26 protein-coding genes are annotated in these 26109 nt (G+C 68.7%); 14 read left to right on the top strand and 12 right to left on the bottom strand.

Features of this window, described 5'->3' with window-relative positions; genetic code table 11:
* Window positions 1–128 precede the first annotated feature (128 nt).
* Window positions 129–674 carry a hypothetical protein gene (locus ACZ6SD_RS02045; protein WP_465315023.1) on the top strand — a complete coding sequence of 182 codons (546 nt, stop codon included), beginning with the start codon at window positions 129–131 and terminating at the stop codon, window positions 672–674.
* Window positions 675–715: 41 nt separating this feature from the next.
* On the opposite strand, the gene ACZ6SD_RS02040 is transcribed toward ACZ6SD_RS02045, so the two are convergent.
* The gene (locus ACZ6SD_RS02040; RefSeq protein ID WP_465315022.1) at window positions 716–892 is read right to left on the bottom strand and encodes a DUF397 domain-containing protein; all 177 of its coding nucleotides are present in this window, start codon (window positions 890–892) and stop codon (window positions 716–718) included.
* The gene (locus ACZ6SD_RS02035) at window positions 889–1746 is read right to left on the bottom strand and encodes a helix-turn-helix domain-containing protein (protein WP_465315021.1); all 858 of its coding nucleotides are present in this window, start codon (window positions 1744–1746) and stop codon (window positions 889–891) included. Before ACZ6SD_RS02035 ends, ACZ6SD_RS02040 begins: the two co-directional genes overlap by 4 nt.
* A gap of 333 nt (window positions 1747–2079) precedes the next feature.
* On the opposite strand from ACZ6SD_RS02035, the gene ACZ6SD_RS02030 reads away from it, so the two are divergent.
* Window positions 2080–2601: a hypothetical protein gene (locus tag ACZ6SD_RS02030; protein WP_465315020.1), complete on the top strand. Its 522-nt coding sequence runs from the start codon at window positions 2080–2082 to the stop codon at window positions 2599–2601.
* On the opposite strand, the gene ACZ6SD_RS02025 is transcribed toward ACZ6SD_RS02030, so the two are convergent.
* The 3 genes from ACZ6SD_RS02025 to ACZ6SD_RS02015 all read right to left on the bottom strand — a co-directional run bounded on the left by ACZ6SD_RS02025 (window position 2578) and on the right by ACZ6SD_RS02015 (window position 5988).
* A complete protein-coding gene (locus ACZ6SD_RS02025) occupies window positions 2578–3234 on the bottom strand; it encodes a response regulator (protein ID WP_465315019.1) in 657 nt (218 codons plus the stop codon). The genes ACZ6SD_RS02030 and ACZ6SD_RS02025 overlap by 24 nt on opposite strands.
* A 28-nt stretch (window positions 3235–3262) precedes the next feature.
* Complete coding sequence (locus ACZ6SD_RS02020; RefSeq protein ID WP_465315018.1) at window positions 3263–4414, bottom strand: sensor histidine kinase; 1152 nt, start codon at window positions 4412–4414, stop codon at window positions 3263–3265.
* A gap of 116 nt (window positions 4415–4530) precedes the next feature.
* The gene (locus tag ACZ6SD_RS02015; protein WP_465315017.1) at window positions 4531–5988 is read right to left on the bottom strand and encodes a hypothetical protein; all 1458 of its coding nucleotides are present in this window, start codon (window positions 5986–5988) and stop codon (window positions 4531–4533) included.
* A 242-nt stretch (window positions 5989–6230) separates the two neighbouring features.
* Between ACZ6SD_RS02015 and ACZ6SD_RS02010 the strand changes: the two genes are divergently transcribed.
* From ACZ6SD_RS02010 to mctP, 9 genes are all read left to right on the top strand, one after another.
* Window positions 6231–6455: a hypothetical protein gene (locus ACZ6SD_RS02010; protein ID WP_465315016.1), complete on the top strand. Its 225-nt coding sequence runs from the start codon at window positions 6231–6233 to the stop codon at window positions 6453–6455.
* Between the two features lie 398 nt (window positions 6456–6853).
* Entirely contained in the window at window positions 6854–8434 is a 1581-nt protein-coding gene (locus ACZ6SD_RS02005) for a dynamin family protein (protein WP_465315015.1), read from the top strand.
* Window positions 8435–8574: 140 nt separating this feature from the next.
* A complete protein-coding gene (gene grpE, locus ACZ6SD_RS02000) occupies window positions 8575–9069 on the top strand; it encodes a nucleotide exchange factor GrpE (RefSeq protein ID WP_465315014.1) in 495 nt (164 codons plus the stop codon).
* Window positions 9066–10898, top strand: a complete 1833-nt coding sequence (locus tag ACZ6SD_RS01995) for a dynamin family protein (RefSeq protein ID WP_465315013.1) — start codon at window positions 9066–9068, stop codon at window positions 10896–10898. The genes grpE and ACZ6SD_RS01995 overlap by 4 nt, the downstream gene beginning before the upstream one ends.
* Before the next feature lie 110 nt (window positions 10899–11008).
* A complete protein-coding gene (locus ACZ6SD_RS01990) occupies window positions 11009–11767 on the top strand; it encodes a DUF6802 family protein (RefSeq protein ID WP_465315012.1) in 759 nt (252 codons plus the stop codon).
* Window positions 11768–12173: 406 nt separating this feature from the next.
* A complete protein-coding gene (locus tag ACZ6SD_RS01985) occupies window positions 12174–13997 on the top strand; it encodes a phosphoenolpyruvate carboxykinase (GTP) (protein WP_465315011.1) in 1824 nt (607 codons plus the stop codon).
* Window positions 13998–14127: 130 nt separating this feature from the next.
* On the top strand, window positions 14128–14352 hold the full coding sequence (locus ACZ6SD_RS01980; RefSeq protein ID WP_465315010.1) for a hypothetical protein: 225 nt from the start codon (window positions 14128–14130) through the stop codon (window positions 14350–14352).
* A 234-nt stretch (window positions 14353–14586) separates the two neighbouring features.
* On the top strand, window positions 14587–14862 hold the full coding sequence (locus tag ACZ6SD_RS01975) for a DUF3311 domain-containing protein (RefSeq protein ID WP_465315009.1): 276 nt from the start codon (window positions 14587–14589) through the stop codon (window positions 14860–14862).
* Window positions 14859–16493 carry a monocarboxylate uptake permease MctP gene (gene mctP, locus ACZ6SD_RS01970; RefSeq protein ID WP_465315008.1) on the top strand — a complete coding sequence of 545 codons (1635 nt, stop codon included), beginning with the start codon at window positions 14859–14861 and terminating at the stop codon, window positions 16491–16493. Before ACZ6SD_RS01975 ends, mctP begins: the two co-directional genes overlap by 4 nt.
* Before the next feature lie 60 nt (window positions 16494–16553).
* Here the strand turns inward: mctP and ACZ6SD_RS01965 are convergent, their stop codons facing one another.
* The 6 genes from ACZ6SD_RS01965 to ACZ6SD_RS01940 all read right to left on the bottom strand — a co-directional run bounded on the left by ACZ6SD_RS01965 (window position 16554) and on the right by ACZ6SD_RS01940 (window position 22306).
* Window positions 16554–16874, bottom strand: coding sequence for a hypothetical protein (locus ACZ6SD_RS01965; protein WP_465315007.1), 321 nt, complete (start codon window positions 16872–16874; stop codon window positions 16554–16556).
* A gap of 437 nt (window positions 16875–17311) precedes the next feature.
* The gene (locus tag ACZ6SD_RS01960) at window positions 17312–18274 is read right to left on the bottom strand and encodes an ROK family protein (RefSeq protein ID WP_465315006.1); all 963 of its coding nucleotides are present in this window, start codon (window positions 18272–18274) and stop codon (window positions 17312–17314) included.
* A 437-nt stretch (window positions 18275–18711) separates the two neighbouring features.
* The gene (locus ACZ6SD_RS01955; RefSeq protein WP_465315005.1) at window positions 18712–18855 is read right to left on the bottom strand and encodes a hypothetical protein; all 144 of its coding nucleotides are present in this window, start codon (window positions 18853–18855) and stop codon (window positions 18712–18714) included.
* A 191-nt stretch (window positions 18856–19046) separates the two neighbouring features.
* Window positions 19047–20240, bottom strand: a complete 1194-nt coding sequence (locus ACZ6SD_RS01950; RefSeq protein ID WP_465315004.1) for an AAA family ATPase — start codon at window positions 20238–20240, stop codon at window positions 19047–19049.
* 53 nt (window positions 20241–20293) lie between these two features.
* A complete protein-coding gene (locus tag ACZ6SD_RS01945) occupies window positions 20294–20884 on the bottom strand; it encodes a hypothetical protein (protein ID WP_465315003.1) in 591 nt (196 codons plus the stop codon).
* Window positions 20885–21025: 141 nt separating this feature from the next.
* Complete coding sequence (locus ACZ6SD_RS01940; RefSeq protein ID WP_465315002.1) at window positions 21026–22306, bottom strand: acetyl-CoA C-acetyltransferase; 1281 nt, start codon at window positions 22304–22306, stop codon at window positions 21026–21028.
* 89 nt (window positions 22307–22395) lie between these two features.
* Between ACZ6SD_RS01940 and ACZ6SD_RS01935 the strand changes: the two genes are divergently transcribed.
* Together ACZ6SD_RS01935 and ACZ6SD_RS01930 are read left to right on the top strand one after the other, a co-directional pair.
* Window positions 22396–23760 (top strand): 3-oxoacyl-ACP reductase, encoded by a 1365-nt coding sequence (locus ACZ6SD_RS01935; RefSeq protein WP_465315001.1) that lies wholly within the window; start codon window positions 22396–22398, stop codon window positions 23758–23760.
* Window positions 23760–24608: a MaoC family dehydratase gene (locus ACZ6SD_RS01930; protein WP_465315000.1), complete on the top strand. Its 849-nt coding sequence runs from the start codon at window positions 23760–23762 to the stop codon at window positions 24606–24608. The genes ACZ6SD_RS01935 and ACZ6SD_RS01930 overlap by 1 nt, the downstream gene beginning before the upstream one ends.
* 66 nt (window positions 24609–24674) lie before the next feature.
* On the opposite strand, the gene ACZ6SD_RS01925 is transcribed toward ACZ6SD_RS01930, so the two are convergent.
* Window positions 24675–25346 carry a TetR/AcrR family transcriptional regulator gene (locus ACZ6SD_RS01925; RefSeq protein WP_465314999.1) on the bottom strand — a complete coding sequence of 224 codons (672 nt, stop codon included), beginning with the start codon at window positions 25344–25346 and terminating at the stop codon, window positions 24675–24677.
* 92 nt (window positions 25347–25438) lie between these two features.
* On the opposite strand from ACZ6SD_RS01925, the gene ACZ6SD_RS01920 reads away from it, so the two are divergent.
* Window positions 25439–26092, top strand: coding sequence for an SCP2 sterol-binding domain-containing protein (locus ACZ6SD_RS01920; RefSeq protein ID WP_465314998.1), 654 nt, complete (start codon window positions 25439–25441; stop codon window positions 26090–26092).
* The last annotated feature ends 17 nt before the right edge of the window (window positions 26093–26109 follow it).

The raw sequence follows: 26109 nt of genomic DNA, 5'->3' as shown, positions 1-26109 counted from the left end.
GGGCATTGCGAAGAGGTGCGCGGAAGCGCTCAGCAAGGTGCGGGATCTCCAGGCCATGATGACCGACTCCGCGTTCGACACGGGGAAATGGCCGCAGGCGGTCGTTGTCTGAGATTACGAGGATGGTCATGAGTGCAAATCCCCAGCGCACCTGGAAACGGCCGGTCGCCGGTATGGCGGTCGCGGTGGTGATGTTCGGCGGTGGCTGTGGCATTCCCGGTCCCCAGTATTATCCGACGCCCACATTTCGGGAGTCATTCAAATATCCGTTGGACACCTTCACGGGTTGCCCAGGTCTTCAACGGAAGGCGCCTGGCCTGCCGCCGCCGGTGCAAAGGAAGGGGGTCCCGGATCGAATGGGACTACTTCTAGATTGCACTTTTGGTGGCGTGGTGGACGGCGATAACCAGTTTATCACTTTCATCGGTCAAGTGAGTGAATATAGGCACACAAGCGATGTCTTTGCCGGAACGGAAATAGAAACCACAGTGCGCATCGGTTCGGAAGCCCGCTGGAGGCCTTCGGTAAGAGCCGACATGTGCACGTTGGAAGTCATCGACGATAACGCTTTTATGGTTACGAGCTTTCAGGACGAGGACCCGAAAAGCGAGCGGTGTCGGGATGGTGCGCGGGAGGCCGCGAAACAGATTTACGACGCTGTGCAGCCGAAGTGAGGGGGTGCCCCCTGCGCGCAGCGCAGGGGGCACCGGGGCAGTCAGGGGATGAGACGGTTTGCCTTGATGGCCTGGACTAGGGCGGGGATGTTGCCGGCCAGGGTGGGGCCGGTGGTGTTTTTGGAGTCGCGTACCTGGTCGAGGGTGTTGCGTAGTTCGACGCAGTTTGGGCCGTTTTGGCTGCGTCGCGCTTTGCGCCAGGTGTGCTCAGTTGTCACTGACTTTTCTCCATTCTACTGTGGAAACCCTTGATGAACTTGGCGGACGCGGCGGGGTCCAGGGAGACTTCCATGATCTTCTCGATGGCTTGTCGGTAGGCGTTCACGTCGTAGTCCTCGTGCATCATGAGCACCGAGCGGCGAGTCTCCATGAACACGATGGACGTGCTCGTTTTCTTCGTGATGTGGTTTGACTCGATGAGTGCGAACGCGCCTTCCAAGCCGGGGTGCCAACCACGCTGGTCGGGGACGATGCGCAACTCGATGTTGGGGCGTTTCGCCATCTCCAGCAGGTGTTGCAGTTGCTCGATCATCGCCTGCTTACCGCCGATCTCTTGGTTGAGAGCGCTCTGTCCTAGCAGCACCAAGAGGTTGGCGGGGCGGTGCTTGGTGATCGCCTCCCGGCGGCCGATCCGGTACGTGATCCTCGACGCGATCTCGCCCGCTGGCACGCCACCAGCGGTCATGATCGCGTGGATGTAGTCGTTGGTTTGCAGGAGGCCGGGGATCAGCAACGGGGCCACCTCGACGATCCTGGTGGCGTTCTGCTCCCAGTCGACGTACGCGGCCATCTGCTGCCGCTGCTCCGGCAGGGTGGTCGCCACCCACTGCGACTCGTCCGTGCCATAGGCGAGAGTCATGATCTGGTCGTAGTCCTCACCGCTGACACCAAGCTTGGTGAGAATCCGCGCGACCTGCTCGGGCTGGGGAGTCCGGTCGCCTGTCTCCCAGCGGGAGAGCACCGCGATGTCGCGGTTGATGGCCGCCGCGACCTCGCGCATGACCAGGCCTTTCTTCTCGCGGGCCTCACGCAGGGCCGCGCCGAGTGCTCGTGCCTTCGGGGTTCGAGCCATGGGATCTCCATTTTTGTCGGCCGGTAACAGCATAGCGTTAACCGGAATGCCACAGGGTTCACCCGTTGCGCCTAGCGCAAGTCCGTTGTTCGTCTTGTCAGGTTTCGTCAACACTTTGCGAGGTGGCAAAGGCGGACGGTATCAGGCTGGCAAGGAGGCATCGGCGTGCACTCTGCACAAGCAGGCGGGATGGTCAACCCCGACGAATACGGACGCCGCAAGGTTGGTGGTGTCATTGTTCCTTATATCACCGCTTGGAGTGGGGAGAATATGCCGCCCAATCGGGTGGTTGCGCGAAAAGATGGTCGGGGGATCGGGTACGCCGACGAAACCATGGGCGACCGCGACGGCGATGGGATTCTTTGGATTAGGAATCCATCTTGTCCTGGTCGCGGTAAGGCCGAGTTCGGCAAGGTCAATTCCCTGCGGCAGCGGCGGGCCATGCGCAGGCTGCTCTGTCAGGTGTGCGGCGGGCCAGCCGACCAGGACGACGACGGTGTGCTCTGGGTCCTCAAGGACCACCGAGGGGACTGGCCGGGGTGGCCCAACGGCATGGGCGTCACCGAACCACCGATCTGTCTTACCTGTCTACGCATAGCCGTGCGCGCCTGTCCGGCGCTGCGGAAAGGGCACGCGGTCATCAGGGCGCGGCATTGCCCGATCGTCGGGATCGCCGGGGCGCACTACGTGCCGGGAAAGCCGTTTCCCCGGGCGATGGACCATGTGGTGCTGACCTTCGGCCACCCGGACATTCCCTGGACACTGGCCGCGAACCTGGTCCGGGAACTCGGTGACTGCGCCATCCTGGACAGTTCAGCCATCGTGGACAGTTCAGACGTCGCCGGGGCGGACTAGACCGGTTTCGTAAGCCAGGACGACAGCTTGCACGCGGTCTCTTAACTCCAACTTGGACAAGACACGACCAACGTGCGTTTTTACCGTCGCCTCGGAAAGGAACAGTTTGCGCGCTATCTCCGTGTTGGACAGTCCCTGCGCCATCAGCACTAAGACTTCCCGCTCCCGTTCGGTCAGGACCTCCAAGACCGACGCGTCCCGAAGCTCACCGCCACCGGGGCCCAAGAAACGGTCCAAGAGCCTGCGGGTGACGCTGGGCGAGACCACCGCGTCGCCGCTGGCCACCGACCGCAGCGCCGAGACCAGGTGACTCGGCGGGGTGTCCTTGAGCAGGAACCCGCTCGCGCCGCAGCGCAGCGCCGAGAGGGCGTACTCGTCCAAGTCGAACGTCGTCATCACCAAGACCTTGGACGTGCCGCGCTCGGTGATCACCTTCGTCGCCTCGACGCCGTCGAGGACGGGCATCCGGACGTCCATCAGCACCACGTCCGGCCGCAGCCTCTCGGCGAGTTCGATGGCGGCGCGGCCGTCCCCGGCCTCCCCCACGACCTCCATGTCCTCCTGCGCGCCGAGCACCATCCGGAACCCGACCCGCATCAGCTCCTGGTCGTCGACCAGCACAACCCTGATCACCTGGCCCAACGTAGTCTCCCTGTCCTGCCTAGGCCGTGGACACGGGCAGCACCGCCCGCACGCGCCACCCGCCCTCGTCGGACGGGCCCGCTTGCAGCGTGCCGCCGAACACGTTCGCCCGCTCCCGCATCCCGATCAGGCCGTTCCCACCGCCCTCGGCGGTGATGCCGTGCGGGCGGCCCGGTCCCCGGTCGGCGATGTCCAACTCCACCCGCTCGCCCACGCGCGCCACCCGGACCGACGCGGACGCGCCGGGACCCGCGTGCTTGATGGTGTTGGTCAGCGCCTCTTGCACTATCCGGTAGATGCCCAGGCTGACGCCCGCGGGCAGGTCATCCAGATCACCTGCCAAATCCAGCCGCACCGGCACCCCGATCGCCCGCACCCGCTCGGCCAAGTCGGCGATGGACTGCGCGCCCGGCTGCGGCGCCCGGTCCAACTCGGTGTCGTCGCTGCGCAGCACACCAAGGAGCCTGCGCAACTCGGTCAGCGCCTCCCGGCCGGTCGTGGAGATCGTGTTGATGGCCTTCTCCGCCACCTCCGGCTGCGACCGCACCGCGTACGCCGCCCCATCGGCCTGCACCACGATCACGCTTACCGCGTGCGCGACAACATCGTGCAACTCGCGTGCGATCCGCGCCCGCTCCGCGCCCACGGCGATCGTGGCCTGCTGGTCGCGCTCGGTCTCCAACAGGTCCAGCCGCCGCTCGACCTCCGCGTGGTACGCCCGCCGCGCGCCAGCGAACTCCCCCAGCACCCAGCACAACGCGAAGATCACCACGATGATCAGCGTCGGCAGGATCGCCTCGGCGGGCCCGAGCCGCCACCACGCCCACACCGTCGTGCCGATGGCCAGCCACAGCACGTACAGCGCGCCCTGCCGCCTGCCGACGTAGGCCACCACCGTGTACAGCGCGATCCCCAACGCCACGTCGGCAAGCCGAATCCGCGCGTCGGCCCCGCCAGTCGGCGACGGGCCGTGGGTGAACAACTGCGCGAAACCCGCGATGAGGATGAGATACGCCGACAGCAGCGGATCGCGGCGGCGGACCACGAGCGGGCCGAGCAACCCGATTCCGACCAGCCAGAACGCGATCGGGTGCACGCCTTTGGGCGGGTCGAGCAGCGCCAGCAACTCCAACCCGGCGAGCACGACCGCGATGAGGCAGTCACCCGCCATCGGGTGCGCCCTCATCCACAAGCTCAGCCGCCGCACGCCGACGAGCCTAGGCAGCGTGGACGGCCAGGCGCGTCCTCCCGTCGTCGCATTGCCCGTCCACCCGCAGGGTGAGGCGGTCAGGCACTGGTGTCGGCCTGCGGATCGGCCCGGCGGTGGCGGCGCGGAGCGGGGCGGTTGGGCTCGGATGTCACCCGCTCGATCAGCTCGGCGACGGTGACCTGCCCGGGTTTGTCCTGCTTGCTCCGGTGCACGGCGCCGTCGTCGTGCAGTGTCGGGAGAGCGGGGAACGTGGCGCGGTCTTGCCGCCACTGGACGGTGGGACTGCGCAGGTCCACCGGGACAAGCGTCGCCTGGGTGCCGCTGCGTTCGAGATATGCCGTGCGCAGCAGAGCCGGTGTGTAGGCGCGCAGAATCGGGTGGGCGTTCAGCAGCGCCCGCAAAGTCGCCTGGGTGGGCAGGTGGCCATGGGTGACAACGCGGCGGATGCCCTCGGCCAGGCTCGGGATGAAGGTCGTCTCCACGCGCGAGCCGTGCGCGAGCAACACCATGGTCCGCAGATAGACCGCGAGCCAGCGGCCGATCGGGGTCCGCGTGTTGCGCGCGGGGGGATCGAGCAGCTCCAGCAGCTCCGCGTCGAGCGCGAGACCGAGCACGGGTAGCACGGCCGCGGAGTCGACCGGCGTGCCGCTCGGGCTGGTTGTCACCACATGGGCGACAACGACGGCGAGGTGGTGGCAAACGTCCTCGACGCGCTCCTTAACCTCGCGGAGCTGCTTGCTCGCCCGCTCGTGGGCGGCGCGGGCCTGTTTGCCGGTGCGCTCCCGTTCCGCCCACAGTTCCCGCGTGTGCCGGTCGTTTTCCTCGGTGCGGGAGGTCTCTGCGGTCACGAGCCGGGCGCGTTCTTGCCTGATGGTGACTTCTGCGGCGTGCGCGGCTTTGGCGAACAGGGCCAACGCGGTCGCGTTGGTGGCCAACTGGACGGCCTGCTCTTGCCGGGCGGCGCGCTCCTGGGCCAGTTCCGCCTGCGCGGCTTCCCACTGGCGCTTGTAGTACTCGGCGCGGGTGGCGTCGTCGGGGAGCTGCGCTGGGTCAAGTTCCCGGGCGTTGTCGTCACCGTTGACCACGACACCGGCGTACCCGGGCGGCCAAGATGCCCCGGTGGCCGCGCACCAGCGGCCCGCCATCCGCGCCAGCACGGCGGCGTGGTCGTCGGGCTCGCAGCAGGCGGTGACAATCCAGACAACGCACTCCCAGGCGGGCGGCTTCTCCGCCGACGAGCCGAGGAACTTGCCCACCGCGGTCTTCGCCGCGCGCAGGTGCTTGTTGTTGTCCGGCGTTCCCGTCGCCCACCACGGCCGGTCGGCGTGGGTCATCGCGTGCCGGATCATCGCGCTCACCGTGCCGAACCGGTGGCTGACCAGGTCCAGCAGCGCGATGATCAGGTGCTTGGTGTCCAGGGTGACTTTGGTGCTGTTGATGTCCTCGACGCGCCTGGGCAGCTTGCGGCCAGGCGTGCGGCGGTTCCGCTGGTCGCCCCGGGGCGGGGAATCGGTGGGGTGGTCGCTATCGGGCACGCGCGGTCCGCCTCCGCGGCCGGTGACAACCCGCATAACCCGACCACGGGTCGGGACAATCCCAAGATTGTCTATCCGCGCAGCTCACAGCGTTGTCCGGTTTCCGGGACAACCCCGGCGCGTGATCGGCTGATCCCGGTCGCCGATCGACGTCGGCGACCCGTCGGGAGCGCCGGGCCGCTGGGTTGCAGCAGACCGGCCCGGCGCTCCCTCGCCCCTCCACCAGGAAGGACCACGAGAGCATGCCGTTCATCCCCACTTCGGGGCTAGCCATCGCGTGCACATTCACGCTGATCGGTGTCCTAGTCGCCGCGGCGGTGTTCGCCCGTGACCCGCAGCGCCGCGCCAGCGCGATCGAGGTGCTGCGACTGCTGTTGCGCCAGCCCGGCGGAACCCCGACGACGTTGGAATCGGAGCCTGTTGCTGGCGGCGAAAGCCAGCCGAACCCCGACGAACGGTCGGGCTGATCCGAGCGCCGCCCGCCGTGACCGGTCCCGCGCCGGTCACGGCGGGCGCCCGCGTGCCTGGGGTGGGCCGTGGGCCTCCGGGACGGCGAAGACCCACTGTTCTGGTTCGGCCACGACTGACGCACCACAACCCCCACGGGAGAGTTCGCCCAGGCCGCGAAGCCCCGCCGATTGGCAGTCCCTGCCCGACGTGACAAGCGGCCCCCAGGATTTCGGAGGCCGCTGACAATATCTGGTTCCCGCGCTACGGAAAGTAAGAGGTCGGACACTTCCGTCGCGAAGTCGCCGACGCGCGGCCGGGCTCCCCCTCGGTCGGGACGGCTATCTCCGACCAAGTGGACCCGCGCCCCAGGCCGCCATGGCACGATTCGGGGGCGTAACCCCAGGGGAGGATCGGCTTGACATCCGCTAGCGAGCAGCAGCATCTCGCAGGCCCGCTGTCCGCGGCGGTGGCGAATCTGTGCCAGCGCCTGCAACCGCAGGTGTCCGCGCGGACCGCGGCCGGATTCCGGGAGGTGCTGCGCAGACTGTCCGCGCCGTTGCAGGTCGCGGTGGCGGGGCGGATCAAGTCGGGGAAGTCGACGCTGGTCAACGCGCTCATCGGCAGGCGCGTCGCGCCGACCGACGTGGGCGAGTGCACGCGGCTGGTCACCCGGTTCCAGTACGGCACGGTCGACCGGGTCGAGCTGGTGTTCTTCGACGGGCGCAAGCAGGTGCTGCCCTTCGACGTGGGCGGCATGATCCCCAACGACCTTGAGGTCGACTTCGACAAGGTGTCGCACCTTGAGGCGTACCTGACCAACGCCGTCCTGCGCGACCTCACCGTCATCGACACCCCCGGCCTCGGCTCCCTCGACCTGGCCTCGGTCAAGCGCACCGAGCAGCTTCTCGGCGCGGCCAAGCACCGCAAGCCCGGCGAGGACGAGGGCGAACCCGAGGCGGACGAGGAAAGTGACGACCTCGATGACACTTCCCGCAACGCCGTCGCGGGCGCGGAAGCGGTCCTGTACGTGGTGACCCAGGGCGTGCGGGCCGACGACCAGCAGGCGCTGGCCGCGTTCACCGCGGCCACCGCAAGCCGCGAAGCCGGGCCGGTCAACGCGATCGCCGTCCTCAACAAGGCCGACACCATCACCCCCGAATCGGTCGCGGGCAGCGATGGCGACGTCTGGAAAGCCGCCACAATCCTGGCCGAGAAGCAGGCCGCGACCCTCAAACCGCGCGTCGCCGACGTGATCCCGGTGATCGGCCTGCTCGCCGAATCCGCCGAGTCGGGCGGGTTCACCTCCGCCGACGCCGACGCCCTCCGGTCCCTCGCCCAACTGGACGAGGGCACCTGGGAGACGATGCTGATCTCCGCGGACATCTTCACCACCTGGGACTGCGACGTCGCCACCGGCACCCGCGCCCGCCTGCTGGAGAAACTGGACCTCTACGGCATCCGCTGCGCCGTCGACGCCCTCAAAGCCGACCCCGACCTCACCGCGGGCGCCCTGCGCCGCAAACTCCTCGACGCCTCCGGCCTCGCCGGGGTCCGCAGCAGGCTCGACGCCGTCTTCCGCGCCCGCGCCGACGGCATCAAGGCCGCCGCAGCCCTCGCCTCCGTCACCGCCCTCGCCCACGCTTCCGGCGACCCCGGCGAACGGCAGCGGGTCCACGACGCCATCGAAGTCCTGCTGGCCAAGCCCGAAGCCCACCAACTGCGCCTGCTGGAAGCCCTCACCCTGGTCACCTCCGGCGCCGTGGCCATGCCGGACGACCTGGCCGAAGAAGTCCTCAGGGTCGGCAGCAGCGCGGAAATCGGGGAACAGCTGGGCATGAAGGGCCGCCCGCACAACGAGTTGTCCGCCTACGCGCTGGAACGCGCGGGCTGGTGGCGCTCCTTCGCCTCCTTCGGCGCGACCCCGGCGCAAAGCCGCGTGGCCCACGTCGTGCACCGGGCGTACTTCCTGATCTGGCAACAACTCCGCGCCCAGTGAACCTGGCCCGGTCCGCATCGCTGGAACGCCGGATCTCGTGGGGGTGCTGCCTGTACTCTCCGGGGCTGATGCGGTCCGGTGTGGAGCGGGCGACAAACAAGGCCAATCGTGGTTGGCGTACTTAAGGCCGGGTGAGGCGCGTGGCTTCCTGGTTCAAGGGCAAGCCCAAGGACGGGGACGTGGAGGAGTCCACCATCGAGGTGCGGGCGCAGGTGATCGCGGACGCGGTGCGGGCGGGCGAGCAGGCCGGTGAACCGGCGGGCGAGGTGGAGCTGGTGGACGACTTCCGGGTGGAGCCCGCGCTGGTGAGCATCGCGCCGGAGGTGTACGACCAGGCCGTCGATGAGCGGCGGGCGCTGGTGGCGCTGTGCCTCTACGCCCACGACCGGGCGCGGAGCTCGGGGGTCGCGGAGCGGATCGAGGAAGGGCTGGCGGCGGTGGGGGTCACCGCGCTGCGGCCGGATGGGGACAAGTTCGACCCGGCGTTCCACGAGGCGGGGGGCACGGTCGGGACCGACGACGAGTCGCTGGACGGCACGGTCGCGGAGACCGAGGTGGTCGGGTTCAGCGACCGCGGGCAGGTGCTGCGCCCGCCGATCGTCACCGTGTACACCGGCAAGGCGGGGCAGGCATGACCCAGGCGCAGCCGCTGTCGCTGCCCAAGCAGGTCGCGCAGGCCCGGGAGAAGCTGCTCGCGCTGCTGTCCGAGGCCGCGCCGGAAGCCGCCGCGTGGGTGGAGGAAATCCGGGCGCGGCGCAAGAAGAAGCCGTCAGTGGTGGTGGTCGGGGAGACCAACCGGGGTAAGAGCTCGTTGGTCAACGCTCTCATCGAGTCGCCCGGACTGTCCCCTGTGGACGCTGAGGTCGCGACGGCCACCTACCTGATTTTCGGGCACGCGCCGGACTGGGAGGCGCGGGCCTGCTACCCGGGGCAGCTCGCGCCGGTGCCGGTCGACCTGGGCAAGCTGGTCAACTGGGTGTCCGCGGCGCACGAGTTGCCGGACGGGGAGCTGCCGCCGCGCTACGTCGAGGTCGACGGGCCGGTGCCAATGCTGGAGAAGCTCACCGTTGTCGACACCCCGGGGGTCGGCGGGCTCGACTCTGTGCACGGGGAGCTGGCGATCGAGGCCGCCGCGTCGGCCACCGCGCTGCTGTTCGTTGTCGACGCCTCCGCGCCGTTCACCCTGGGCGAGTTGAACTTCCTCGCCACCGTGGGAGACCGGGTCGAGACGGTGGTGTTCGCGCTGTCCAAAGTGGACCAGTTCCGGGGCTGGCGGCAGGTCATGGAGGCCAACCAGGCGCTGCTCGCCGAGCACGCCCCCCGGTTCGCAGGCGCGGTGTTCCACCCGGTGTCCTCGCGGATGCACGAGATGGCCGCAAAGGCGCCCAACCCCGAGGCCGCCGACATGCTCAAGGAGCGCTCAGGGGTCCCGCAGCTCCGCGAGGCGTTGCAGTCGCTGCTGGTGGGCCGCGCGGCGATGCTCGCCGAAGCCAACACGCTGCGTGCCCTTTCCTCCGCGCTCAGCGAACTCAAAGTCACCCTCGACAACGAGCGCCGCGCGCTGACCACCGGCGAGGCCGAGGCCGAGGCGCTGCGCGCGCGCAAGGACGAGTTGACCGCCGAGCGCCGCTCGTCCACCCGGAGCTGGCAGGTGAAGCTGCGCAGCGAGATCCAGCGCGCCCGGCTGGAGAACGCGCACGAGGTCAGCCGCGAGATGCGCGACCTGCAATCCTGGTTCCGTCAGGCCATCGACACCGCGGACCGGGACAAGCTCAAGGAGCTGCCCGGCCAGGTCGACGCCGCGCTGCAGATGGTCACTGGGCGGGTCAGCAACTCGGTCAGCGTGCGGCTCAACCAGGTCGCCGACACCGTGCTCAGCGAACTGTTCACCGCGGAAGAACTCGCCGTCATCCGTTCCCAGTTCGCCCGCTCCGGGCAGGCGCAGGTCATCCTCCGCGCCGCGGAGAAGCGGATGCCGACCGCGGAGGACAAGCTGCTGGTGTTCATGGGCGTCTCCGGCGGCATCGGCGCGGGCAAGCTCGCCGTGCTGCCGCTGGCGGGCGCGGTCGCCGCGCCGATCCTGCTGGTGCCCACGATCGTCATCGGCCTCGGCGCTGGCTGGTGGATCGCGCGCACCCGCAAGCACACCGCGGACAAACAGCACATGAAGCTCTGGCTCAACGACTCGATCGCCGACTCCCGGTCCACTTTGGATCAGCTGGTCTCCGAACAGCTCATCGACGCCGAGTCCCAGCTCTCGCTGGCGCTGGACGAGGCGCTTGGCAAGCGGATCGCGGGCATCGAGGAACAACTCCGCGAGGTCGACAAGGCATTACGACTTGACGTGAGCGAGCGCCAGAAGCGGGTCACCGTGGTAAACAAGCGCCTGACCGACGTCGTCGCCGGGCGGGACCGCGCGGAGAAGCTGCTTGCCAGCATCCGGTCTGTTCGGGACAAGAACTAACGTCACGGCAGCGGGAACCACATCGGCGCACAGTCAGTCATACCGATAACAAGCAAGTACTGCCAACAAGCAAGTGCGAAATCCCGCGAGGGATCAGTAAGGGGGCACCCGTGTACGTGGACGAGACCGGCGCCGACGACACCACCGACACCACCGCCGACGACGCGGGCCACGACGAGCTCACCGTCGAGGTCGGCGGCGAGGAGTACGAGGTCGAGGAGAACTACGACTACGACCAGGACGGCCAGAACGACTCGGCGGTCGTGCAGACCGAAGACGGCTACATGGCCTTCACCGACACCGATGGCGACGGCACCGCCGACACCATGGTCGAGCTGGACGAAGAGGGCAACGTCACCGCAGCCGCCGAGTACGACGAGGCGTCCGGCGAGTGGACCGAGGCCGACCCCACCTCGGTGGAGAACCCCTCTGGCGACGGCGCCGACTCCGGCACCGCGTCCACCGGCTCCGACGACTCTGGCTCCGCCGACGACACCACGACGACCGCGGGCACGGACGAGGGCGACGACACCACCTCGGGCACGGGCGGCGAGACCATCACCGTCGACACCAAGGACGGCGAGGTGACCGCGGGCGAGGCCGAGTACGACGCCGACGGCGACGGCACCAACGACACCGCGGTCGTCACCGACGAGGAGGGCAACACCTACGCCTTCACCGACGCCGATGGCGACGGCGAGGCCGACCAGGCCGTCGTGATCGAGGCGGACGGTGACGTCACCGTCGCCGAGCACACCGGCGAGGACGAGTGGACCACCGTCGAGACCGGCCACATCAACTCTGACGGCACCTACGAGTCCGAGGGCACCGGTGCGGGCGCCGACTCCGACGCCGCCTGGCAGGGCTGATCGACCGCTGATCCAGGTCTGCTGATCACTGTCCGCAGTCCCCCTTGAGTCAGGAAGAGATCCCGGCACGCCCCGCGCGTGCCGGGATCTTTCTTGTCGGAAGCCCGGTCGTGGGGAGATTCACTTGCCGCCCGCCCAGCCAGTGAGGGGGGCACTCGTCTGGCCGAATCCGACCGTCCGCATCCGGGTACTGAATCGATCCCCTTATCGTTCTTGTGAGAGAACCGACAGGCAAGGTCTCGGTTACCTGGCGGTCACTTCGCTAGCCTCAAACCATTCCTTCACGGCACGCACCCGCTTGATCCTCCGGGCGGGGGCTCAGCCATTCGGTTAGGACGCCGCTGTCCCGGTCAGGAACATGGCGTCCTGATCGGCATTTCGGCGTTCAGTCAGGAGACGAGGCGAGATGACGGCAGTGACAATCCCTGGCGTTGACCAGGCACCGACGACGCACAAGCGACTCCTGGCGTGGGTGCGCGAGGTGGCCGAACTGACCGCTCCGGATCAGGTGGTCTGGGTCGACGGCTCCGAAGAGGAGTGGACCCGGCTGACCGACAAGCTGGTCGACGCGGGGACGTTCACGCGGCTGGCCAAGAAGCCGAACTCCTTCTACGCGGCGTCGGACCCCAACGACGTGGCGCGGGTGGAGGAGCGCACCTTCATCTGTTCGACCGACGAGTCGGACGCGGGCCCCACCAACAACTGGATGGACCCGGCCGAGATGAAGGCCATCATGACCGAGCTCTACCGGGGCTCGATGCGCGGGCGCACGATGTACGTGATCCCGTTCTGCATGGGACCGCTCGACGCGGACAAGCCCATGCTCGGCGTGGAGATCACCGACTCGGAGTACGTGGTCGTCTCCATGCGCATCATGACCCGCATGGGAACCAAGGCGCTGGACAAGTTCATCGCCCCGGACGGGACCGAGCGCGACTTCGTCCCCGCGCTGCACTCCCTCGGCGCGCCGCTTGAGCCGGGCCAGGCCGACGCGCCGTGGCCGTGCAGCGACACGAAGTACATCGTGCACTTCCCGGAGGAGCGTCTCATCTGGAGCTACGGCTCCGGGTACGGCGGCAACGCCCTGCTGGGCAAGAAGTGCTACTCGCTGCGCATCGCCTCGGTGATCGGCCGGGACGAGGGCTGGCTCGCCGAGCACATGCTGATCCTCAAGCTGACCTCGCCCGAGGACAAGGTCTACTACGTCGCGGCCGCGTTCCCCAGCGCCTGCGGCAAGACCAACCTCGCGATGCTGGAGCCGACCATCCCGGGGTGGAAGGTCGAGACCATTGGCGACGACATCGCGTGGATGCGGTTCGGCGCGGACGGTCGCCTGTACGCGGTCAACCCGGAGAACGGCTTCTTCGGCGTCGCGCCGGGCACCGACTTCCACACCAACCCGAACGCGATGCGCACCATCGCCAAGGGCAACTCGCTGTTCACCAACGTCGCGCTGACCGACGACGGCGACATCTGGTGGGAGGGCATGGGCGAGCCCCCGGCCCACCTGACCTCTTGGAAGAAGAACGACTGGACCCCGGAGTCCGAAGAGAAGGCCGCGCACCCGAACTCGCGCTACTGCACCCCGATCGAGCAGTGCGACACCAAGGCGCCCGAGTGGGACGACCCCAACGGCGTGCCGATCTCGGCGATCTTCTTCGGCGGCCGCCGGGCCACCACGATCCCGCTGGTGACCGAGTCCCGCGACTGGCAGCACGGCACCTTCATGGGCGCCACGCTGTCCAGCGAGACCACCGCCGCCGCGGTCGGCGCGGTCGGCGTCGTGCGCCGCGACCCGATGGCGATGCTGCCGTTCATCGGCTACAACGCCGGTGACTACTTCAACCACTGGATCGAGACCGGCAAGCGCGCCGACGCGGCCAAGCTGCCGAAGATCTTCTACGTCAACTGGTTCCGTCGGGGCGATGACAAGCGCTTCCTGTGGCCCGGGTTCGGCGAGAACAGCCGCATCCTCAAGTGGGCGATCGAGCGCATCGAGGGCAAGGCCGCCGCGACCGAGACCCCGATCGGGTGGGTGCCCACCGCCGACGAGCTCGACCTGTCCGGCATCGACGGCGACCGCGCCGACATCGAGGCGGCGCTCAAGGTCGACGTGGACGAGTGGCGCGCGGAGATCCCGCTGATCGAGGAGTGGTTCGACAAGATCGGCGACAAGCTGCCCACGCCGCTTCGCGACGAACTCGAAGCTTTGAAGCAGCGACTCGGCTGACTTTGACTAGTCTCTCGGCTGGACATACTTGCCAGTAGCCAGCGCCAGCGAAGGCCACCGTGCTCCGCGCACGGTGGCCTTCGGCGTTGTGCGGGCAGGAGTGGACGCTCACCCCGGGAGGTTTGGTCCGATGCGCGCAGGGCATGGCTGGAACTGGCGGCTGTCGGGGTACGACGACCGGGTGCACGCGTTCCCGGCCGGTGAGCGGCCAGCGAGCTTCGTGGAGGCGGTCTGCGCGCACACCGTCCCGTTCGGCCGGGTCGTCCGCACGCACACGGGCGCCCGGTGCCTGTCGTGCCTGCTGATCGTCGGCGACCGGCTCGCCGAGCTCGCGGGCGCTCCCCCTGTGGACTAGTTCGCGCGAGCCTGTGCGTAAGTCGCGGTGTGCGGGCCAGTTCACCGCTTTTCCGCTGGTCAGCGCGTCCACAAGTTATCCACAGGTTGTGGGCAGGGTTGTGCACAGCCTGTGGAAGGCGATCACTTGGTTGCCGAATCGCCGGACAGGATCAGACCTGGTCGACTCGTGACGTGACGGGCGCGGGGCTTTAGTGTTTCCCGGCAACACTCCCGCTACCTGAGCGAGGCACCGATGGCATCCCCCGGGAAGTCGGCCTCCGGCATCCGCTGGAGCCCGTGGAACCTGCTGTTATTGGTTCCCCTGTTCATGCTGATCACCCCGATCTTCAACCGGACCGGGCCCGCGCTGCTCGGCATGCCGTTCTTCTACTGGTTCCAGTTCTTCGGCGTCGCCGTCGGCGTGGCCGCCACGACGATCGTGTTCGTCAAGACCCGGGACGAGCCGACGACAACGCCCCCGCGCGCCGAACTCGACGTGGACGACCTGGACGAGGGGGCCGGACGATGAAGTGGACCGAGCTGGTCGTGTTCACGCTGCTGTTCGGCGTGGTGACCGTCCTGGGGTTCGTCGCGGCGCGCTGGCGGGCGGGCAGCACCCTGGAGCATCTGGACGAATGGGGCCTCGGCGGGCGCAAGTTCGGCTCGTGGATCACCTGGTTCCTCATCGGCGGCGACGTCTACACCGCCTACACCTTCGTCGCGGTCCCGGCGCTGATGTTCAGCGCGGGAGCGGCTGGCTTCTTCGCGCTGCCCTACACCGTGATCCTGTACCCGATCGTGTTCCTGCCGCTGCTGCGCCTGTGGTCGGTGTCGCGGGCGCACGGGTACGTCACCCCGGCCGACTTCGTGCGCGGCCGCTACGGGTCGCCGACGCTCGCGCTGCTCATCGCGATCACCGGCATCGTCGCCACCATGCCCTACATCGCGTTGCAGCTCGTCGGGCTGGAGGCGGTGCTGCGCACGCTCGGCCTCAACGGCACCGGCATCGTCGGGCACCTGCCGCTGCTGATCGCGTTCGTGATCCTGGCCGTCTACACCTACCAGTCCGGCCTGCGCGCGCCCGCGCTGATCGCGTTCGTCAAGGACATCCTGGTCTACGTGGTGATCATCGTCGCGGTGGTCTACCTGCCGATCAAGCTCGGCGGCTGGGGCGAGGTCTTCGGCGCGGCCGACGAGAAGTTCAGGGCCACCCCGGCGCCCGGCGACGGCATCCTGCTCAACGGCAACAACCAGCTCCAGTACGCGACGCTCGCGCTCGGGTCGGCGCTGGCGCTGTTCCTGTACCCGCACTCGATCACCGGCGTGCTCGCCTCCCGCGGCCGCACGGTGATCAAGCGGAACATGTCCGCGCTGCCCGCGTACTCACTGCTGCTGGGCCTGCTCGCGCTGCTCGGGTACGTCGCGATCGCCGCGGGCACCAAGCCGTTGACCAACAACGCCACCGGCAACCCGGACACGAACACGATCATCCCGAACCTGTTCGAGCAGCAGTTCCCGTCCTGGTTCGCGGGCATCGCGTTCGCCGCGATCGGCATCGGCGCCCTGGTGCCCGCCGCGATCATGTCCATCGCCGCGGCGAACCTGTGGACGCGCAACGTCTACAAGGAGTACCTCCGCCGCGACGCCACCGCCCAGGACGAGGCGAAACAGGCCAAGCTGGCCTCGCTGGTGGTCAAGTTCGGCGCGGTCGCGTTCATCCTGTTCATCGACCCGCAGTTCTCCATCGACCTGCAACTGATCGGCGGGGTGATGATCCTGCAAACCCTGCCCGCGGTCGCCATCGCGCTCTACACCCGCTGGTTCCACGTCTGGGGCCTGATCGGCGGCTGGATCGCGGGCATGGGCTGGGGGATGGTGCTGCTCTACAACATCCCCAGCGCCGACGGGAAGCGCGCGCACTTCGGCGCGTCCGCGCTGCGGCTGGGCGAGCTGAACCTGTTCGGCTGGCACCCGTTCGCGGGCTCCACCCTGCAGATCTACGTCGGCATCGTGGCGCTGCTGGCGAACCTGCTGGTCGCGGTCGTGGTGACGGTGATCGCGCGGCGGCTGCGGCTGTTCAACGGCTTGGACAAGACCGACCCCGCCGACTACCACGTCGATGAGGACGACCCGAAGCTGCGGCCGGTGGCCGTCCACTGACCCGCCCGAGGAGAAGGGCCCGGACCGCGCTGGTCCGGGCCCTTCGCGTTGTTCGAGGTGTCAGTTGCCGCGCCTGCTGGCCAGCACGACCAAGACCGCCGCGCTGATCAGCGCGGGCACGACGCCCGCGAAGAACCCGATGAGGACCAACCCGGCGAGCCCTGCGGCCACGAGCAGCAGGGCCTGGCGCAGCGTCGGCGCCCAGCCGCCGAGGAACCGCTCGGCGGTGAGCAGGCAGCGCTCGCCGAACGTGCGCTGCGGCGGCGGCCGATCACTCACCACGGCCGGGGTCGGCGGCATCGGCGGCGGGGTCAGATCCACAGGGAAGGTCAGGTGCAGGGTTTGGCGGTCATCCGCTCGCACGGACTCCGTTCCTGTCACGGCCAAAGCGTCGGGCTCCTTCGTGCTGCTGCGCTGTGCAACTAGTTTCCACCCCAAGACGTGACGTTCGCGTATCTACTGCGTAGTAGACGATAAGCGGAGCGTGTCTGTCGGTGAACGGCACCGTGTGACCGGCCTCACCTATCGGGTGATGTTACTGGCCGTTATCCGCGCGAATGGTCCACTTGAGTGGGCTTGGGGCCGCTGTAGGGCTAAACGGGTGGAGTAATAGCAGTCCATTTGGTGGATAAGCGATCGGGGTCCGGTTTTCGGGCGTGGCGGGCCCGGCGCTGCCGCCGAACGGGTGGTCAGTTTGTCCGGTTCGCCCGGTGAGAGGTACAGAAACGATCGGTCAGCGGTTTTCGGACCTGCCGCTCCCCGCTCATTCGGGGCGGTTCGGCGACAACCGAACCTTCGGCGTCACGGGTCGCTAGGGCCTAGCGGGCGACCAGCGCCGCCGCGCCGACGATGCCCGCCTCCGGGCCCAGCTCAGCGGGGACAACCTTGAGGTGCCGCACGTACGACAGGCCCACGTGCTCCACGATCGCGGCCCGGATCGGAGCGAACAGCAGGTCGCCCGCCTGCGCGACGCCGCCGCCGACCACGGCCAGGTCCAGATCCGCGAGGACGGCGGTGGCGAGGATGGCGAGGCCGACGGCGCGGCCCGCGCGGTCAAACGCCGCCTTGGCGAGGTCGTCGCCGTGCAGGGCGGCGGCGGCCAAGTGGGCGGCGTCGGCGTTCGCGGGGGCGCGCCAGCCCTGCTCACGGGCCCACCGGACCAGGTTGGGGCCGCTGGCGACGGTCTCGACGCAGCCCCGGCCGCCGCATGGGCATGGGATGCCGCTGTCGTCGACCACGATGTGGCCGATGTGGCCCGCGTTGCCGGTTCGTCCCGGGTGGCCTCGGCCACCCAGCACCAGGCCGCCGCCTACGCCGGTGGAGACGACCAGGCCGACCATGTTGTTCGTTTCGCGGCCCGCGCCTGCCCAGTGTTCGGCGACGGCCATGCAGAGGCCGTCGCCTGCCAGCTCTACGGGGGTGCGGAAGAGGTCTTGCACGCGGGCTTTGAGGGGGAAGTCGCGCCAGCCGGGGATGTTCACCGGGGAGACGGCGCCGGTGGTGAGGTCGATTGGGCCTGCGCAGCCGATGCCGATGGCTGCGGGGGTGGTGTCGTGGAGGAGGGTGGCTAGGGCGGCGAAGACTTCCTCTGGGCCAGCCTTGGGGGTGGGGGTTTGGCGGCGCCAGGTGATCTGGCCGGTTGGGGTGACGCCGCCTGCGGCGATCTTGGTGCCGCCTATGTCTATGCCGATGAACTCGGTGCGTGCGGTGGGGCTTTGTGCGCGGGAGGGCTGTGGCTCAGTTTGGGTGTGCTGGCTCGGTCGGGTGGATCGGCTTGACACGCTTTGTGCGCGTTGGCTCGATCGGGTGGACCGGCTTGACACGGGGACCCCTCGGGCGACCGTCGTGGGAAAAGCTGGGTGGGGAGGCTTCGCCCCCACGACCACGGCAAGTTTACGGTCGCCCTTCCCCGTATCAAGCCGGTCCACCCGATCGAGCACCTTGGGTGGGGGTGCGTCGCCGGTGGCAGGTGTTGCCGGTGGCGGGTGGTGCTGGCGCTGTCGGCACTGCCGGGGGTTTTGGGGGTTTTCGGGGGTTTGGGGCGGGGTGGGTCTGGTGGGCCGGGCGGGGTGGGTCTGGACATGGGAAACCCCGTAGTGCTGCCAGGTCGGGGGTCCGCCAGCACTACGGGGTCAACCTGAACATCGTGATGGGTCCCGATGGTGTTACACGGACACGGAATGTGTCGTGGATCACGTTTGGGGGACCGTTGTTCGGGTTAGCGCCAGATGTTGTGAGTCTGGGCCATGGTGATGAGTTCGTGGCGCATCGAGGGGGTCGCGGCTCGGTCGATGGCGCGGTTCACCGCCTTGCGAGTGCGGGCCTCGGCGCGGCGGGCTCGGATCTTCGCGGTGACGTTCATGGGTTGTGCATCCCCTTTGGGTCTTCTTGCCGCTCTGGCTGAGTGGCATGCCTCAAGTATGCGCCTCCTTCGCCGCTCTTTCACCCGATTATTCGGTGATTCGGCGCACTTGCCGATGAATCATCGGTCTAGGTGCCGTCTCGCGCCGTATGTGTGGGTCTAGCGTTCTTGGTAGATCGGTCTAGGGAGGGCTACTCCTCCATGCCGCGCAGGTAGCGGCCGAAGTGGGGGACGGTGAAGGCGATGCGGCCGCGTTCGGCGGAGTAGACCAAGCCCTTCTTGATCAGGCTGTCGCGGGCGGGAGACAGGGAAGAGGGTTTGCGGCCCAGGAAGACGGCCACATCGGAGGTGCCCGCCGGGTCGTCCTTGCCCTCGGTCAGCTCCGCCATCGCCCGGAGGTACTCGCGTTCTGCGGGGGTGGCCCGCTCGTAGCGGGAGCCGAAGAAGCCGACCGCCAGCTCCTCCTCGGCCTCGGGGGCGGCCATGGTCACGTCCTCGACCGTGATGGGGTCGGTGGGGGCGGCATCCCAGGCTGCCTTGGCGAACGCCTGGATGAAGTACGGGTAGCCGCCGGAACGGTCGAACAGGGCGTCCAACGCCTCGGGGGTGATGGCCGCCTGCTCGCGGTCTACCGGGATCAAGACAGCCTGGTCCGCGTCTTCACGGTCAAGCCGGTCGATGCGGACGTACCGGAAGAGGCGCTCGGAGTAGGACTTGCTCGCCGACAGCAGCGCCGGGAGATGCGGCAGCCCCGCGCCGACGACCACCAAGGGGGCGCCGGACTGGGACAGCTCGTGGCAGGCGGCGCACAGGGCCGAGATGTCGTCTGCGCCGATGTCCTGCATCTCATCGATCAGCACCGCGACCCCGGTGCCGACGTCCTGGGCCAGCTCGGCGACGTCGGTGAACAGCTCGACCAGGTCGATCTCGATGTCGCCGGAGTCGGCGCGGCCGGTGGTGGCCGGGACGTCGATGCCGGGCTGCCAGCGGTCGCGGAGCTTGGCGTTGTCCGGGTTCGACTTCAACGCGAACGCCTTGAGCACGCCCAGCACCGACTCCACCCGCTCGGGGGCGCGGTGGCGCACGGCCAAATCGCGGACCGCCCGGTGCAGCGCGGCCGACAGGGGGCGGCGCAGGTCCGCGTCGGGACGGGCCTCGATCTTGCCCGCGCCCCAGCCGCGCCGCACGGCCATGGACCGCAGCTCACCCAGCAAGACCGTCTTACCGACACCTCTTAGCCCGGTGAGTACCAGGCTGCGCTCCGGTCTGCCCCGTGCGATCCGCTCCAGGACGACCTCGAACGCGGCCAACTCCTTCTCGCGCCCGGCCAACTCCGGGGGCCGCTGACCTGCGCCGGGGGCGAACGGGTTGCGAACGGGGTCCATCATCGAACGGTATCGGCGTTTCTAGCGCCGAAGCAATATTTGCCGAGATTTCCCTACGGCGTGTTCTCCCAGACCGTGACCTGGCTGACGATCCCGCCGCTGCCGACCGCTTCGACGTCGATCCGGAACACCCGACCCTGCGGCGTCAGCCCGCACACATGGCTCCCCTTGACCAGGCCGTTCGCCTGGTTGGAACCGTCGGCCTTGGCCACCCTCGCGCACTCGTCCTTGGTCGGCGTCGAGTCCGTCTTCCACTCGACAAGGGAGCCGCCGCCGTCGCTGTAGAGCATGTCGCCGGAGAGTCCATTGATTTGCGCGCTGTTCAGGGGACGAGGTTCGGCGAAGTCGAGGCTGAACTTGCCCCAGACCAGTTCACCCGAGAAGAGGACCCCAGGCTCGGTGGCCTTGGCGCTGGTAGTGGTCGTGGGCGGTGCGGTGGCCTTGGCCGCGCCGGACGCCGACGGCTCGGCGGGCGCGGCGGGAACGGTGACGGTGACCGTCGTGGACTTCGCCTGCGGCTCGCTCGCCTTGCCGACGAAGAACCCCGCGCCGGTCATGGCGACGAGCAGGGCGGCGATCGCCGAGATCCAGACAGGACCGAGTTCGCTGAAGCCCTTGCGTTGCGGGTTGCCCGCTCCGGTCATGTGTTCACTCCTCGTGCGCGCGCCGACACCGCGATCGTAGAGCGAGACGGATCTTTCCCCGCCGAAACCGGGCAAAAGACGGCGGTGGCCGCCTTCCCCGGGGGGAAGGCGGCCACCGCCGATGCTCTCAGCAGGGAGCGGTTACTTCTCCAGGATCGCGGTGACGCCCAGGCCGCCCGCGGCGCAGATGGAGATCAGGCCGCGGCCCGAGCCCTTCTCGTGCAGCAGCTTGGCCAGGGTGGCCACGATCCGGCCGCCGGTCGCGGCGAACGGGTGGCCAGCGGCCAGCGACGAGCCGTTGACGTTGAGCTTCGAGCGGTCGATCGAGCCAAGCGGCTCGGTCAGGCCCAGCTTCTCCTTGGCGAAGGCCACGTCCTCCCACGCCGCGAGGGTGGCCAGGACCTGGGACGCGAACGCCTCGTGGATCTCGTAGTAGTCGAAGTCCTGGAGCGTCAGGCCCGCGCGGGCCAGCATGCGCGGCACCGCGTACGCGGGGGCCATCAGCAGGCCCTCGCCGCCGTGGATGTAGTCGACCGCCGCCGTCTCGGTGAAGGTCAGGTACGCCTGCACCGGCAGGTTGCGCTCCTTGGCCCACTGCTCGCTGGCCAGCAGCACCGTGGAGGCGCCATCGGTCAGCGGGGTGGAGTTGCCGGCGGTCATGGTGCCGTCCGGGCCGCCGAAGACCGGCTTGAGCTTGGCGAGCTTCTCCGCGGTGGAGTCCGGCCGCAGGTTGTGGTCCTTCGACACGCCCTGGAACGAGGTGATCAGGTCGTCGAAGAAGCCGCGCTGGTAGGCGGCGGCGAGCTTCTGGTGGCTCGCGGCCGCCAGCTCGTCCTGCGCCTCGCGGGTGATGCCCCACTCCTTGGCGGTCAGCGCCGCGTGCTGGCCCATCGACAGGCCGGTGCGCGGCTCCGCGTTCTCCGGGCGCTCCGGCGCCAGGTGCGCGGGCCGGATCTTGGCGAGCAGCGCGAGCCGCTGGCCGACGGTCTTGGCGTTGTTGACCGCGATCAGGATGCGGCGCAGGTCGTCGTTGAGCGCGAGCGGCGCGTCGCTGGTGGTGTCGACACCGCCAGCCACGCCCGAGTCGATCTGCCCGAGGGCGATCTTGTTGGCGACCTGCATGATCGCCTGCAGGCCGGTGCCGCAGGCCTGCTGGATGTCGTAAGCGGGGGTTTCCGGGGAGAGCTTGCTGCCCAGCACGCTCTCGCGGGCCAGGTTGAAGTCCCGGCTGTGCTTGAGGACCGCGCCAGCGGCCACTTCACCCAGCCGGACGTCCTGCAGGCCGAAACGCGCGACCAGTCCGTCCAGGGCGGCGGTGAACATGTCCTGGTTCGACGCCTTGGCGTACGGACCATTGGACCGCGCGAAGGGGATGCGGTTCCCACCAAGGACCGCCACTCGGCGCACGCGACTCGGGGCCATTCCATCCTCCTGAGCACAGGTTTGCAACTGAGGTAGCATCCTAACCTACTCTGGAGTAAGTTTACTAGCGAGTAGGGAGGCGCACTCAGATGACTGACCGCTATCAGCAGTTCAGCACTTCCGGCGTCGGACGACTTCTCGTGAAGCGTCTCGGACTGCCGAACCCCACCCCCTTGCGGAGGTACAAGCGCGGCGAGCCCGCGCTGGACGGCCCCGCACTGATCGGCGGCGCCCCCGGAGGGCGGCTGCTCGACCAGGTCAGCAGTGTGTTGAAGGCCTCGGGCATCGAGGTGCTGACCAGCGCGCTGCCGGTGCCCCAAGGCGGGGAACGCGGCCCGAGCTATGGCGGTCTGGTCTTCGACGCCACCGGTATCTCCAGCGTAGAGCAGCTTCGGGCGCTCTATGACTTCTTCCACCCAGTCGTCCGATCCGTCGGCGCCTGCGGACGGATCGTGGTGCTCGGCACCCCGCCGGAGAAGGTGGCCGACGCGGGCGAGCTCATCGCCCAGCGCGCGCTTGAGGGCTTCGTCCGCTCGCTCGGCAAGGAGCTCGTGCGCGGCGCGACCGCGCAGCTCGTCTACGTCGAGGCGGGCGCGGAGGACAAGACCGAGTCCACGCTGCGCTTCCTGCTCTCGGGCAAGTCCGCGTACGTCGACGCCCAGGTCATCCGGATCGGCACGCACGGCGGCAACGCCGTCGAGCCCGACGACTGGAGCGCGCCCCTCGCGGGCAAGGTCGCCCTGGTCACCGGCGCGTCCCGGGGCATCGGCGCGGCCATCGCCGACGTCCTCGCCCGCGACGGCGCGCACGTGGTCGCCCTGGACATCCCCGCCATGGGCGACGACCTGGCCAAGGTCGCCAACCGGGTCGGCGGCTCGTCGTTCCAGCTCGACATCACCTCCGCCGACGCGCCGACGAAGCTGGTCGAGTACCTCAGCGGCAGGCACGGCGGCGTCGACATCGTCGTGCACAACGCGGGCATCACCCGCGACAAGAAGCTGGCCAACATGAAGGAAGCCGCCTGGGACTCCGTCCTGTCGGTGAACCTCGCCAGCCAGCTCAAGGTCAACGACGCGCTGCTGTCCCAGGGTGTGCTCCGCGAAGGCGGCCGGATCATCGGCGTCTCCTCGATCGCGGGCATCGCGGGCAACCTCGGCCAGACCAACTACGGCGCCAGCAAGGCGGGCGTCATCGGCATGGTCAACGCCTTCGCCCCGGTCCTCGCCGAGCGCGGCATCACCATCAACGCGGTCGCCCCCGGCTTCATCGAGACCAAGATGACCGCCGCGGTCCCGCTGTTCATCCGGGAAGCCGGTCGCCGGATGAACAGCATGGCCCAGGGCGGCCTGCCGGTCGACGTCGCCGAGACGATCGCCTGGTACGCCAACCCGGCCTCGGGCGCGGTCAACGGCAACGTCGTGCGGGTCTGCGGCCAGAGCCTGCTGGGGGCGTGATGTCCGTGCTGGAACTCCGCGAGTCGCCGAACCTGGGCGTCCTGTTCCCCAAGGCCGTCATCTCCGGGTTCTCCAAAAAGGGCGGGGAGCTGCCCGACCGCACCTACCGGCGCACCGGCGTGCGGGTCGACGCCAAGCACCTCGCCGACTACAACCGGGTCTGCGAGTTCCGGCTGACCGACGAGCTGCCCGCGACCTACCCGCACATGCTCACCTTCCCCATGCAGGTGAAGCTGATGACGGACGCGGACTTCCCGTTCCCGCTGGTTGGCTCGGTGCACGTGGCCAACCGGATCACCCAGACCCGGGCGCTGCGGGTGGACGAGACGTTCGACCTGCGGGTGCACGTGGAGAACCTGCGGCCGCACCCCAAGGGCCGCCAGTTCGACATGGTCAGCGAGGCCCTGGTCGACGGTGAGGTGATCTGGCACGACGTCAGCACCTACCTGCGGCGGGGTTCCGGCGGCTCTGGCGAGTCCGGCACGAACGACGAACGCCGCGAGCTGCCCTCGGCGTCGGCGGTCTGGCGGGCGCCTGAGGACATCGGCAGGCGCTACGCCGAGGTCTCCGGCGACCGCAACCCGATCCACCTGCACCCGCTCAGCGCGAAGCTGTTCGGGTTCCCGAAGGCCATCGCCCACGGCATGTGGACCAAGGCGCGCTGCCTGGCCGCGTTCGAGGGCAGGCTGCCGGAGGCGTACACGGTCGACGTGCGCTTCAAGCTGCCGGTGTTCCTGCCCGCGAAGGTCGGCTTCCACGCCGAGCAGACCTCGGACGGGTGGCACTTCGACCTGTTCGACGCGCGCAAGCCCAAGCCGCACATCGAGGGCACGATCACCGCGCTGTAAGGCGGTAAAGCTGTAAAGGTAGACCTGCTCGAAGGGCCTCCGGGGCTTCCCGGAGGCCCTTCGGCGTCACTCGGGCGCCGCCTCGGGCGTCGGTGTCCAGACCGCGCCGTCGACCAGGTCGCCCAGGCCCATCCAGACCAGGTTCATCAGCCAGGACGCGACGACCTTCTCCGGCACGTCCGGGTGGTCGAGCCACCAGTCGGCCAGCGACTCGCCCGCGCCGACCAGGGCCGCGGCCAGCGCCTCGGTGGCCTTGGTCGCGGTCTCGCCGAGGCCGCGGCTGGTCGCCGAGCGCACCAGCAGCGCGTCGACCAGGTTGATCGCGCGCCCGCGCATCGCGTGCAGTTCCTCACTGAACGGGCCGCCCTGCGAGGTCGCCTGCCGGTGCAGGACCTTCCAGCTCTCCCGCTGCGCGGCGACGAACGCGAAGAACGCGCGCAGGCCGTGCCACAGCTGCATGTCCGGTGGCGACTCGGCCCGCACCCCGCCCGCGATGGCGTCCATCAGCAGGCTCGCCTCCCGCCGGATGCAGGCGGCGAAGAGGTCTTCCTTGTGGCCGAGATAGGCGTAGATCATCGGTTTGGAGACGCCCGCCACATCGGAGATCTCGTCCATCGACGCGTTGTGGTAGCCGTGCTGGGAAAACACCCGGACGGCGGCGTCGAGGATCTGGCGCTCCCGCACTTCCCGGGGCAGGCGCTTCACGCGCGCCGGTCGACGCTGTTCGTCGACGCTCACGCCGAACCTCCCGATCGTAGGTATCGATCCCCTTGTCAGCCAACTTACTCACCCGTAGCCTACTCGTGAGTAGGTATAACGGGGAGGTGTTCATGCCCGACTCTGGTCACACCGGTGCGGCGATCGGCGCGCTCAAGCCACGGGCACTGGTCGAACTGCTCGATCGGATGAACGCCGCTGACGTGACCGCGATGAACATCGACGTGGATGCTATCGGGCGCGCCCTCAACCCGAGGAAGCTCGGCCGAAACGACCTCGCCACCGCCCTGCGCGCCATCACCCGGCTCGCCGAGGCGGGCGCGCCCGTCGATCTCGCCGCCATGTCGCCCAAGACCTTCGTCCGCATCCTCACCCACGCCTCCACCGACCAGATCCAGTCGATCATGGCCGAGCCCGGCCTGCGCGCCCGGGTCCTGGGCGAGATGTTCCGGCACCTGAGCGACCACCCGCGCAAAGAACGGATCAAGGACCTCAAAGCCGTCATCCACTGGCGGCTCACCGGCGGCGCGGGCGAGGACGGCTACGACCGCTACGAGACGGTCATCGCCGACGGCGGCTGCGTCGGCGGCACGGAGATGACCGCGTCGCCGAAGGTCACCGTCACTCTCTCCCCCACCGACTTCCTCAAGCTCATCACCAACAACGTCTCCGCCCCGGTGCTGTTCATGACCGGGAAGCTGAAGGTGCGCGGCGACCTCGCCTTCGCGGCTGGCCTGACCGGGCTGTTCGACCTGCCCAAACCGTGAGCGTGGCCGCGTCAGCG

Source organism: Actinokineospora sp. NPDC051303 (assembly GCF_055586285.1).
This window is presented reverse-complemented; position numbering and strand designations above follow the sequence as displayed.

Coding starts and splice junctions, on each gene's coding strand:
- ACZ6SD_RS02020 (WP_465315018.1), bottom strand. CDS start 4,414: ATGGCGGGTGACTGCCTCATCGCGGTCGTGCTCGCCGGGTTGGAGTTG.
- ACZ6SD_RS01940 (WP_465315002.1), bottom strand. CDS start 22,306: ATGGCCCCGAGTCGCGTGCGCCGAGTGGCGGTCCTTGGTGGGAACCGC.
- ACZ6SD_RS01950 (WP_465315004.1), bottom strand. CDS start 20,240: ATGGACCCCGTTCGCAACCCGTTCGCCCCCGGCGCAGGTCAGCGGCCC.
- ACZ6SD_RS01955 (WP_465315005.1), bottom strand. CDS start 18,855: ATGAACGTCACCGCGAAGATCCGAGCCCGCCGCGCCGAGGCCCGCACT.
- ACZ6SD_RS01930 (WP_465315000.1), top strand. CDS start 23,760: ATGTCCGTGCTGGAACTCCGCGAGTCGCCGAACCTGGGCGTCCTGTTC.
- ACZ6SD_RS01980 (WP_465315010.1), top strand. CDS start 14,128: ATGCGCGCAGGGCATGGCTGGAACTGGCGGCTGTCGGGGTACGACGAC.
- ACZ6SD_RS01945 (WP_465315003.1), bottom strand. CDS start 20,884: ATGACCGGAGCGGGCAACCCGCAACGCAAGGGCTTCAGCGAACTCGGT.
- ACZ6SD_RS02035 (WP_465315021.1), bottom strand. CDS start 1,746: ATGGCTCGAACCCCGAAGGCACGAGCACTCGGCGCGGCCCTGCGTGAG.
- ACZ6SD_RS01975 (WP_465315009.1), top strand. CDS start 14,587: ATGGCATCCCCCGGGAAGTCGGCCTCCGGCATCCGCTGGAGCCCGTGG.
- ACZ6SD_RS01920 (WP_465314998.1), top strand. CDS start 25,439: ATGCCCGACTCTGGTCACACCGGTGCGGCGATCGGCGCGCTCAAGCCA.
- ACZ6SD_RS01935 (WP_465315001.1), top strand. CDS start 22,396: ATGACTGACCGCTATCAGCAGTTCAGCACTTCCGGCGTCGGACGACTT.
- ACZ6SD_RS02030 (WP_465315020.1), top strand. CDS start 2,080: ATGGGCGACCGCGACGGCGATGGGATTCTTTGGATTAGGAATCCATCT.
- ACZ6SD_RS02045 (WP_465315023.1), top strand. CDS start 129: ATGAGTGCAAATCCCCAGCGCACCTGGAAACGGCCGGTCGCCGGTATG.
- ACZ6SD_RS01985 (WP_465315011.1), top strand. CDS start 12,174: ATGACGGCAGTGACAATCCCTGGCGTTGACCAGGCACCGACGACGCAC.
- ACZ6SD_RS02010 (WP_465315016.1), top strand. CDS start 6,231: ATGCCGTTCATCCCCACTTCGGGGCTAGCCATCGCGTGCACATTCACG.
- mctP (WP_465315008.1), top strand. CDS start 14,859: ATGAAGTGGACCGAGCTGGTCGTGTTCACGCTGCTGTTCGGCGTGGTG.
- ACZ6SD_RS01995 (WP_465315013.1), top strand. CDS start 9,066: ATGACCCAGGCGCAGCCGCTGTCGCTGCCCAAGCAGGTCGCGCAGGCC.